We start from the raw sequence: 11771 nt of genomic DNA, 5'->3' as shown, positions 1-11771 counted from the left end.
GTGCCCTTCAATTGTTCTCTTGGGTATGAGCAAAACTACAGTACTACTTATCAATCTGGGAACCCCGGATAATCCGTCGGTTGGCGCGGTTAGAAAATACCTCTTTCAATTCTTGAATGACCCTAGGGTTATCGATATCCCGGCTTTGCTTCGGTTCATGCTGGTCAACTTGATCATTGTTCCGTTTCGGGCTCCCAAATCGGCTAAGGTTTACCAGGAGCTTTGGACGGATAAAGGATCACCTTTGATGTTTCATGGAGAAAGTATCAAACACAAACTCCAAGCTCAATTGGGCGACGAGTACCAAGTGGAGCTGGCCATGAGGTATCAAAATCCCGGAATGCCTGAGGTTTTGGAAAAAATCCGGAAATCCAAGACATCCAAATTGATTGTTATTCCGCTGTACCCACAGTACGCCTCTTCCACCACCGGAAGTACTGTGGAAGAAGCAATGCGGATTATCAGCCAGTGGTATGTGATGCCCGAAATTCGATTTGTCGGGCAGTTTTACGATCATCCAGGCTACTTGCAAACCATAGTAGAGCAAGCAAAGAAATACGACCTGAATTCCTACGATCATATTCTGTTCTCTTACCATGGCCTTCCTACCCGGCAGGTAGACAAGGTATACGATGATGGTCTTTGCTCGGATCGCGATTGTGAACATGAAATCACGGACGAAAATCAATTTTGCTACAAGGCAACGTGCTATGCCACTACCCGATTGATTGCAGAAAGGTTGAACCTGAATGAGAGTCAATATTCGGTAGGATTCCAATCTCGCCTGGATAAAAACTGGCTGGAACCTTTTTCGGACAAAACGGTAATTCAAAAAGCCAAAGACGGTTGTAAAAGAATGCTGGTCTTTAGTCCCGCCTTCGTTGCCGATTGCCTGGAAACTACCGTAGAAATTGGAAGTGAGTACAAAGAACTTTTTGAAGAGCATGGCGGCGAAACATTGGATTTAGTGGAAAGTCTAAACGATCATCCCAAGTGGATCGACACCTTAGAGGATCTGGTCAAGAATGGCTAATCGAAAGGCATATCGAATTCCTTTTTCAGGGCCATCTTTAAATCTTCATGCCCTCACGGGAATTGATCCTGTCGTTTATCTCAATAGCAACGATTCTGAAAAAACGTCTTACCTCGCCTTTGGTTCGATAAAGGAAACTCTTCCAGGAGATGGTTTCGATGCCCTAAAAGCGTTTCACGCTTCGGTGGAGGATTGGTTGTTCGGTTACCTTAGTTATGACCTTAAAAACCGCTTAGAAAGCCTCCATTCTTGTAACCCGGATCGGCAAGGCTTTCAAGATTTGCGATTTTTTCAGCCCGAAGTGGTCATTCAACTTGGTGATGGCTTTTTAGAAGCCCACTACTTTCCAGAACACACGGAAATCTCCAAACTGCAAGCCATCCTTCAAAATTTACTCGACCCCACCACCGATATCGATGGCCCACTCCCAAAGGTTCAATTCAACCCGACCATAAGTCGAGAAGAATATATTGAGGCCATACAAGAGCTCAAGCGAGAAATTCAATACGGCAATATTTATGAAGCCAACTTCTGCCAGGAATTTCATACTACGACAGAACTCAAAGATCCGATTAGTTTATACCACCGATTGTCGGATATTTCGCCTACGCCCTACTCGGCCTACATGCACTTTCATGAACACCACCTAATATGTGCAAGTCCGGAGCGGTTTATTCAAAAGAAAGGGAATCGAATTCTATCTCAACCCATCAAAGGAACTATTGGTAGATCCTCTTCAGAAGAAAAGGACAGGCAACTCAAAAAGGAACTTCTATCCAGTGCTAAAGACCGCAATGAAAATGTGATGATTGTGGACCTGGTAAGAAACGACCTGGCTCGCACCTGTATATCCGGCACCGTTAAGGTAGAAGAACTTTTCGGAATTTATAGTTTCCCGCAGGTGCATCAAATGATCTCGACTATTTCGGGTGAACTAAAGCCAAATACTCATGGTCTGGATGCCCTTATACAGTCTTATCCAATGGGTTCCATGACCGGAGCGCCCAAGGTGAAGGCTATGGAGATCATTGAAGAATTGGAGCACTTTAAACGGGGATTGTATTCCGGGTCGGTAGGGTATCTGAAACCCAATGGCGATTATGATTTTAATGTAGTCATCCGCAGCCTCTTTTATCAATCAGAAACGCATGCCTTGAGCTTTGCTGTGGGTGGAGCCATCACCATGAAGTCTGACCCTCAAAATGAATACGAAGAGACCCTGCTTAAAGCAAAGGCCATCTTCGAATTATTTCAAACCGATATTCTCGATCTTCAAGAATAATCGGAGATTTGATCTTACTCTTGTCGTTTGTGGAATTTAAGTCCTAAAAGAATCTCATGGGACCCCGAACTTACATTGTTGATGTCGGAGGTAATGATGTCGTAGGAATACCCAGGGTAAAGTTCTCAGCGATATTCATCCCAGCAAAAACTGTAGCGGCATCTTCAGAGCGCCAAGCTGCTCCTAACCATACCATTTCCTTGTAATGCACCCGAGCTCCTAAATCCAATTGAGGATTGATTGGTGGAATATATTTCACCTGAAGCATAGGCTCAATCATCCAATCATCACCCACATGGAAACGATATCCTGCATTGAAGTAGTAGTGATTGTTGAGCTTGTTCATGGAGTTGCGGTGATTGTCTACAAACTTCATCTCAGTTCCAATAAGTTGAGGAATGGAAAGGCTCACGTAGAAATCATCGTGGTAGAGGTAGGCTCCGAAAGCAGCATCAGGGGTATAAGCAGTGGTTAAGCTATTGCCCAAAGCCACATCATTCTGGTCTGCTAATTCGATCTCTGTTCCATCCACAGAAAACTGCATCAATCCCCCAGACAAACCAAAGGACAACTTAATATCTGAAGTCACTTTGAAGTTGTAGGCGTATGAGATTTTAAAACCCGTTCTTCTGGTTGGACCGGTTACATCCGCATAGACGTATCCGCCAATTCCCATATTTCCTTTTTTATTTACCGGGCCATTCATGCTCAGCAAAAAGGTTCGAGGAGCATCCGAAACTCCTACCCATTGATAGCGGTAGGATGATCGAACATCGAAATAGGGTTTCGTTCCACCCACTGCCGGGTTGATTACGTAGTCGTTCATAAAGAACTGGGAGAATTGTCCCAATTGTTGAGCTCCGGCTCCAAAGCCGAAGATCATCAACACTATTCCTATCCAAATCTTCTTCATAATCTATTCCTTATCTGATGATCGTTACAGGACCTGAAATAACTGGAGTTTCCAGCGCACTATCCTTCAGATCAATGATATAATAGTAAGTACCCAGCGGCATAGGCTCGCCTTCAGAAGTTCCATCCCAAGGGATGTAGGGCTCAGCTTCGTACAACAGCTGACCCCAGCGGTTGAAGATCTGAACTTTAGCATTCGGGTAATCTTCCAATATGGTGATTTCCCAGGTATCGTTTACGCCGTCACCATTAGGTGTAAATCCGTCGTTCACTTTAATTCGGGTAGAGATGTTTACGGTAACCGTATCGTACTTGATACAAGTCGCTTCATCACCTGCTACCAAGATGTAAGTCGTAGTGCTATCTGGCGATGCCACCGGATTAGCCGAATTCGCATCATCCAATCCTGTAGACGGTCTCCACTCTACCAGTTTTCCAGCTGGAACTGTAGGATCACCTCCAAGTGTGGTCACCTGTCCTTTCACGATGCTTCGGTCTTCACCAGCATCAATCACATAGTCGCTTCCCAGGTTGATGATTACAGTATCAAGAAGGACACACACATCTTCGCGGACTTCAGCATAGTAGGTGTTTTCTCCCGAGTTTGGAGAAACGGTTACTGTATCCTGCTTAGCAATGATGTTTCCTGCATGATCGTACCAGCGAGTGGTGTAAGGTCCGGTGCTGGTAGAGCGTACTTCCAATTTCACGGCCTCTACAGACTCACAGTAAGTGGTATCTGGTGTAGTAATCAACTCATAGTAAATATCCACGCCAACATCAACTGAATCTGTGGACTTACAACCTTTATCATCGGTCACTTCAAGGAAGTATCTTCCGGTTAACAGATTAGACACATCACGTGAAATCGCAATAAAGTTTTCCGGACCAGACCATTCGTAGGAATAGGTTCCCGGTTGTGGAATAAAGGTGGTCACAGCTCCATCATTGGTATTCAAACAGGTCGCATTGTCGATCTGGCTAAATACGATATCGATGGAATCCGGAGCCTGAATGGTGAAGGTATTTACCGTTTTACAGTTGCTTGTATCCGTCACTTCAATGGTGTAATCTCCGGCACACAAGTTATCGATACTTATGGTGGTATCTCCCGTTGGAATCCATAGATAGGATGCCGTTCCCCCGTCAAAGGCTTTCACAGAAACAGCACCGTCACAACTTTCAGGACAAGTTATGTGCTTAATGTTGTCAAGAGCGATAGGAACTCCGCCTACATTGTTCAAGGTTACATCAATCGTATCAACACAACCCAAAGAGTCGGATATCTCAAGGTGATACAAACCAGCCACGATCTGAGTCAAGGCAGAATTCGTTTGATTTGGAACGATTGGAGTCTTATCCTTATCTAACCAGAGGTAATCGTAACCGGTGGATTTTGGAGTGGCTCCAGAAACAAAGGCTTCAATCCGTCCATTGGCAAATTGACAAGCTGCCAAAGATTTGTCAAACTGAACATCGAATCCTAATGGCTCTTTAATCTCCGCTGAATCAACAGCTACACAACCTACCTTGTCGGTTACTTGTACAAGGTGAACCCCAGCACACAGACCTACAGCGGTATCATTTAGTTGACCTGTTCCAGGCCAGTTGTACGTGTAAGGTCCAACGGTTCCCGATCCGGTGGCGATTGCCATTCCATTACAAGATTCAAAACAGGTAGCATCTGTGGTAGAAATAACCACGCCCGGCATTGAGGTATTGGACAATCCGACCATAAACACGGCAGAGTAGTTTCTGGAATCAGTTACCGTAACGGTCAATGTTCCAGCGCAACGGTTAATGGTGCTATCTGCTATATCACCGTTATCCCATAGGTAAGAATAAGGTGGCGTTCCACCGGCAACCGTGATTTTCACTTTACCATTACATACATTACATGCTGGGTTTGTACTGCTCTGGTTTGAGATGATCAATTTCTGAGGCTGTAGGATCACTACTGAATCAACATATTGACAACCCTTAGGAGTGGTTACTGTCACATAGTTAATTCCTGCACACAAATTGGAAGCTGTAGCTCCAACTGCTCCTGAACTCCACTGATACAACATTCCTGTTCCACCCGAGCTAACCGAAGCCGTTGCAGACCCATCACAAACGCCATAAGCACTTGCATGACTGTTTACAGATGCAGACAACCCTGGTCCATCTGGTACTTTAATCGTATCCTGAAGAACGGTAATACATTGATTAGCGTCAGTAACTTCTACTCGATAAACACCAGCACAGCTATTGGATAAGTCTTCGCTGTTGATGTTTCCTGGAACCCAGTTATAGGTATAAGGAGATGGTGTTCCTGAAGCGGTAATGAAGATGGCTCCATCACAAGAGCTCGGGCAGGTCACATTATTGATGGTGTCAATCACCACTGTAGGCCCTGATGGGTTATTGATGTCAAAGGTTTGTACCGTGAAACATCCAGAATTATCTTCTACCGTTACGTCATAAGCACCCGCAGAAAGGTTGCTCAATGTTCCAATTGAAGTAGATGGACCTGAAGACCATTTATAGGTATAACCACCCGTTCCACCAGAGGCAGTCACAGTAACTGATCCATCCGATTGACCACAATTGGCATTCACCGTAGTATGGGTCGTTTTAATTTCCGTAGGCTCATTAATATCAGCTGAATCTACTGTGATACATCCTTTAGCGTCTCGTACCTCAACCAGGTAAACCCCTTCACACAATCCGCTGAGAGAAGGTGTGGTTTTTCCTAAAGTTGGCCAATTAAAGGTATAGCCTGGTGTTCCACCGGTGGCAGTCACACTTGCCGTTCCATCACAAGACCCGAAGCAAGAAGCATCAGTTGTAGCTACCGTAACAGCAGGTCCGGCACTGTTGGAAATACCAACGGTGAAGATTCCTTGAAGTCCATTGTTATCAGTTACGGTCACCTGAGTCACTCCAGCACAACGATTAATGGTGCTGTCTTTGGAATCACCATTATCCCAGGAGTAGGTGTATGGCATAACACCTCCAGAAACAAATACTCGGGCTTTTCCATCACATACTCCACATCCAGGTGAGGTTACTTGAACAGAATCCAAACGAAGAACAACTGGATCTGAAATCAAGATGGAGTCAATGGTGGAACATCCTTTGGCGTCAGTTACGGTTACGTAATTCATTCCTGCACACAAGTTGTTGGCGCTGCTTGAATTCGAACCACCGGTCCAGGAGTAAGTGTAGTTTCCATTTCCACCCGTCACCGATACGCTGGCCTGACCATCGCATTGACCTGCTCCGCTTGTATTGGAGATTAGAGTCACCGTCGTTTTCACGGTATCTGGCCCGGTTACAGTGTTTGAGTAGAATGACCGACATCCAGCGGCATCTGTTACCGTAACATCGTAATTACCGGGACAAACCGGAGTCAGATCCTGAGCTGAAGATGAGTTGCTCCAGGAATAACCCAATGGATTTGTTCCACCGGTAGCACTGATGAAAATTCCACCGTCACATTGTCCTGCACAGGTTTCAGCAACCAGGCTATCCAAGGTGATCGTCGGAGCATTGTCGTCGTTAAGAATATTTTGAACGGTATCTCTACAACCGTTGTCGTCTCGTACGCTTAAGTAATAGATACCCGCTGCCAATCCTGTGGCTGTAGTACCTGTTTGTGGTGGCACCAGGGAGGATTTAGTTCCATCCAACCAATTCTGAGTATAAGGTGAGGTTCCACCTGTAATGGTAGCCACAATCTGTCCATTAGATTGAGTACAATTTGGACGGGTTTGAGCAAAGGACACTTGAATAGGTGTTGGCTCATCAATCACCACGGTATCCACAGCGATACATCCTAAATTGTCGGTTGCGCGCACTTCGTAAGTTCCAGCGGACAGGTTGCGTACCGTATCCGTATTGGCTCCTAATGCTGGCCAAAACCAGGTGACTGGTCCACCGGAAACAAGAACTCCGGCCCCAACTCCATCACTCAATCCATTACAGCTCACATCTTGAGCAAAAGTGGTAATCGATGGACCAGGAGTATTGGACAATGGGAAGGTGAATACAGATGAGATACTACCATCGGAAACCGTTACAGAAACCAATCCGGCACAACGATTAACGGTAGTATCACCGGTTCCTCCATCATCCCACTGGTAAGTATAGGTTCCAGATCCTCCACTGATTTTCACGAATACACGTCCATCACAAGGAGTAACATTACAGCTTGGATTTGTTACATGTGAAGAATCCAGTACTAAAGTATTCGGCTCGGTGATCTCAACGGAGTCCAGGTAAGTACAACCATTATTGTCTACTACAGTTACGTAGTATTTTCCGGCACAAAGACCCTTCGCGGTATCGGTTACAGCTGTGCTACTCCAAGTAAAGTTATAAGGTGTAGCTCCACCTGTTGGAGTGGCGGCTGCAACTCCATCGCATGCTCCAAAGGAAGTGGCGTGAGAAACAACATGAGCATTCACAACCACGGTGGTGGCTGAATCAATGGTATCGGTGTAGAACGAAATACACCCTTGTTGATCAGTTACCTGCAGACGATAGATTCCGCTACATACGCTATCCAGATCTTGATCGGTAGATCCACCTGGTGTCCAAGAGTAGGTATAATTTGGAGTACCGCCGGTTACTGAAACATAGATACCTCCATCGCAAAGACCTGGACAAGACTCATCATTCAAGCTATCCAGTGTAATGGTAGGTGCATTCTTATTATTAATGGTAAACGGTAGGGATTTAACACAACCTTTTTTGTCCGTCACAACCACATTGTAACTTCCCACGGCGTAGAAACTATCTGTTGGGTTCGTCTGAACTCCACCTACTGGCCAGTTAAACGAATAACCTCCATTTCCACCGGAAGGGGTAATGGTAACCACACCATTGGCTTGACCGCAGTCTGCATCAACCGTTACGAAGGTTCCAGAAATATCCAAAGGCTCGTGAACATCCACAGTATCAATTCCAGCACATCCGCCAGCCTCGGTTACAGTTACATAATATTGACCGGCCGAAAGCCCTGAAACGCTTGAATTCGTATCCAGCAGTCCACTACTCCATTGGTAACGGTATGGGGCGGTGCCACCGCGAATGCTATCCACTCGTGCTACACCGTTGCTTCCTCCAAAACAAGAAACACTGTCGGCTGATGCAAATGGAGTGACCACTGCAGGATTAGCCAAAGTGGAGCTATCCACTACCTGACAACCATCGTTATCGGTTACAGTTACCAGGTACTTTCCTGCACACAGGTTAACCAAGCTATCCAAGGTATCATTTACCGAAGTGGACCATACATAGCGATAAGGCATTCCACCACCGGCAGGTGTTACTTTCAACTTACCATCGCAAATGGCCCCACCACAACTTAAAGGTGTAGCTGCGATGGTGGTTGTAATTACTTTATCCAATCCAACCGAATCGCTGAAGAAGCTAACGCAACCCGCCGTATCTGTGGCTTGAAGCGTATATCTACCTGAACAAACAGGTGTGAGATTTTGGTTGTTGGTACCATTTGACCAAACGTAAGAGATGGTTCCATTACCACCAGTCACTGAAACAAATATTCCACCGTCACAAATACCGGCACAAGTAGCGTTTACCACACTATCTAAAGTAATGGTGGCGGCTCCTGTATCGCTTACGGTAATGTTTTTTGAAGTCGTACATCCGTTGGCATCCACTACAGTTGCTGTGTAAACACCAGAATAAAGATTATTCAAAGTAGGCAATGTTCCAGCCAATGGGTTTCCGTTGGAATCCCAAGAGATGGTATACGGTGGTGGTGTTGGGTTCTGCGTACCGCCCGTTATAAATAAGGTAATACTACCATTCTTGGCTCCGCATCGAGAGTTGGTTACCGTTTCTGTAATATTAATAGCTGTAGGCTCCGACAAGGTTTGAGTAACCGTGGTTGTACAACCATTGTTGTCAGTTACAGTTACGGTATAGCTCGTTGAACCTGAAAGCCCGGTTCCAATACTATCCGTGGTTCCGGTCACTACTCCAATTGGCCAAGCATAAGAATAACCCGGGGTTCCTCCGGTAGGAGTAACGGTTAAACTTCCATTCGCATCACCATTACAAGCAATGGTTGTGGAATCAGAATAAATCGCTGTAAGAGCACTTGGCTGAGATAAACTCATCGAATCCGCTTCCGTACATCCATTGGCATCGGTTACGGTAACAGCATAAACTGTGTTCCCCATCAAGTTGATGGCAATGCTATCCGATGCTCCGGTAGTCACACCTGCTGTCCAGGTATATGTATATATAGGTGTACCTCCAGATGGAGTTACCGTAATACTACCCGTTGCTGCTCCATTACATAATGGAACTACTGAGTCAGTAAAATTCAGGGCCAATGCCAGCGGTTCGGTCAAAGTCGTACTACTTACCGAGGTACATCCACCCGCATCGGTAACCGTTACTGAGATGGAAGTGTTTCCTGGTAACTGAAGACGGATACTATCTCTTGCTCCAGCTGTACCATGACTCCAAGCATAAGTATAAGGTGCGGTTCCGCCGGTAGGCGTTACAGTCAAACTTCCATCACTCACCCCATTACAGGATGGGTTGGAGGTTTGGGTAAAGCTTGAATTAAGGGTAGAAGGAGAAGTCAGGGTAGTATCTCCGATAAAAGTACATCCATTGTTGTCCGTGATGGTCACAAAAAGTTGACCTCCACCTAAGGCTACACGAATGCTATCTCTGGCTCCAGGACTTCCTGAGCTCCAGGCATAGCTATATCCAGGCGTTCCTCCTGAAGGAGTAATTATGGCTTGTCCATTTGGGGTACCGCTACAAGAAGGATCGGTAAGTCCTGTAAACACTCCGAAAAGAGAGGTAGCAGGTTCGGTTATGGTGATTGAATCTACTGCGGTACATCCTTGGTTATCCGTTACGGTTACCCGTGCCCTGCCGGCTGGCAAGTTAATGCGGATACTATCCCGGATTCCAGCATCACCAGCATCCCAGTTATAGGTATAACCCGGTGTTCCTCCCGTTGGAGTTACGATGGCCTGGCCGGTACTATCTCCTTTACACAATACATTGGTTTGACCGGTAAAACTCAGTGTCATTCCTGTTGCAGGTTGGTTCACTGTAGCGCTTCCAGTAGCTGTACATCCATTGTTATCGGTGATGGTTACCGTTACGGTTCCCGCTGTTAAGTCAATGCGAAGATCATCTGTGGCTCCGGGGTTTCCTTTACTCCAACTGTAGGAGAATGGTCCGGTTCCGCCGCTTGGAACGGCCTGGGCAGTTCCATCATTGCCGTTGCGGCAAGTAACATGACCGGTCACATTCACGGTAGCGCCCAATGTGGTGGGGTCTACCAAGGTGAAAGATGCCGTAGCCGTACATCCGTTGTCATCTGTTACCGTAACCGTATAGGTTCCAGAAGCTAGATTCGTTCTCATGCTATCCCGAGCTCCAGGCAATCCTGCCGGCCAGGTAAAAGAATAAGGTGCGGTTCCTCCGGTTGGAGTTGCAATGGCAGTTCCATCGGAATTACCGTTACATAATGGATGAGTTGTATCTGAAATCACCAAGCTTAATGCTGGTGGATCAACCAAGTTTATTGTCAAATTGGTATCACAACCATTGTTGTCGGTTACGGTAACTGTTAAGGCTCCGGCTCCGGCATTACGGATACTATCTCTGGCTCCTGCTGTTCCTCCACTCCAGGCGTAGGTGTATCCTGGTGTACCGCCACTTGGAGTAACAATGACTACACCATTGGCTTGGCCATTACATAATGGATTGGTTGTATTGGTGAAGGTTGCGGATAAGCCTGTAGCAGGCTCGGTAATAGTTACCGAATCAATAGCAGTACAACCCAAGTTATCTGTTACGGTTACCCGAGCTTTGCCAGCAGGCAAGTTAATGCGGATACTATCCCGGATTCCAGCATCACCAGCATCCCAGTTATAGGTATAACCCGGTGTTCCCCCGTTGGAGTAATAATGGCTTGACCCGTGCTATCTCCTTTACACAATACATTGGTTTGACCGGTAAAGTTCACGGTCATACCTGTTGCAGGTTGATTTACGGTGGCGCTTCCAGTAGCCGTACATCCATTGTTATCGGTGATGGTTACGCTAACCAATCCTGCGGTTAGGTCAATGCGAAGATCATCTGTGGCTCCGGGGTTTCCTTTACTCCAGCTGTAGGAGAATGGTCCGGTTCCGCCACTTGGAACGGCCTGGGCAGTTCCATCATTGCCATTGCGACAAGTAACATGACCGGTTACATTCACGGTGGCGCCCAATGCGGTAGGATCTACCAAGGTGAAAGATGCCGTAGCCGTACATCCGTTGTCATCCGTTACTGTAACCGTATAGGTTCCGGAAGCCAGATTCGTTCTCATGCTATCCCGAGCTCCAGGCAATCCTGCCGGCCAGGTAAAAGAATAAGGTGCGGTTCCTCCGGTTGGAGTTGCAATGGCAGTTCCATCGGAATTACCGTTACATAATGGATGAGTTGTATCTGAAATCACCAAGCTTAATGCTGGTGGATCAACCAAGTTTATTGTCAAATTGGTATCACAACCATTGT

General features: G+C 46.2%; 5 protein-coding genes. 2 read left to right on the top strand and 3 right to left on the bottom strand.

The annotated features are described in order from the left end of the window. Positions 1-25: 25 nt before the first annotated feature. Both hemH and KFE98_09280 read left to right on the top strand, forming a co-directional pair. Positions 26-1033 (top strand): ferrochelatase, encoded by a 1008-nt coding sequence (hemH, locus tag KFE98_09285; GenBank protein ID UTW64311.1) that lies wholly within the window; start codon positions 26-28, stop codon positions 1031-1033. Beyond that, entirely contained in the window at positions 1026-2315 is a 1290-nt protein-coding gene (locus KFE98_09280; GenBank protein ID UTW64310.1) for an anthranilate synthase component I family protein, read from the top strand. The genes hemH and KFE98_09280 overlap by 8 nt, the downstream gene beginning before the upstream one ends. 70 nt (positions 2316-2385) lie before the next feature. On the opposite strand, the gene KFE98_09275 is transcribed toward KFE98_09280, so the two are convergent. The 3 genes from KFE98_09275 to KFE98_09265 are packed head-to-tail and all read right to left on the bottom strand — an operon-like array spanning position 2386 to position 11739. After that, on the bottom strand, positions 2386-3228 hold the full coding sequence (locus KFE98_09275) for a type IX secretion system membrane protein PorP/SprF (GenBank protein UTW64309.1): 843 nt from the start codon (positions 3226-3228) through the stop codon (positions 2386-2388). A 10-nt stretch (positions 3229-3238) separates the two neighbouring features. Further along, positions 3239-11095 (bottom strand): gliding motility-associated C-terminal domain-containing protein, encoded by a 7857-nt coding sequence (locus KFE98_09270; protein UTW64308.1) that lies wholly within the window; start codon positions 11093-11095, stop codon positions 3239-3241. Continuing rightward, positions 11071-11739: a SprB repeat-containing protein gene (locus KFE98_09265; GenBank protein ID UTW64307.1), complete on the bottom strand. Its 669-nt coding sequence runs from the start codon at positions 11737-11739 to the stop codon at positions 11071-11073. The genes KFE98_09270 and KFE98_09265 overlap by 25 nt, the downstream gene beginning before the upstream one ends. Positions 11740-11771 lie beyond the last annotated feature (32 nt).

It is taken from the genome of bacterium SCSIO 12741 (genome assembly GCA_024398055.1).
In the GTDB taxonomy this organism is placed as follows: Bacteria; Bacteroidota; Bacteroidia; order Flavobacteriales_G; family Salibacteraceae; genus SCSIO-12741.
This window is presented reverse-complemented; position numbering and strand designations above follow the sequence as displayed.

Coding starts and splice junctions, on each gene's coding strand:
- KFE98_09275 (UTW64309.1), bottom strand. CDS start 3,228: ATGAAGAAGATTTGGATAGGAATAGTGTTGATGATCTTCGGCTTTGGA.
- hemH (UTW64311.1), top strand. CDS start 26: ATGAGCAAAACTACAGTACTACTTATCAATCTGGGAACCCCGGATAAT.
- KFE98_09280 (UTW64310.1), top strand. CDS start 1,026: ATGGCTAATCGAAAGGCATATCGAATTCCTTTTTCAGGGCCATCTTTA.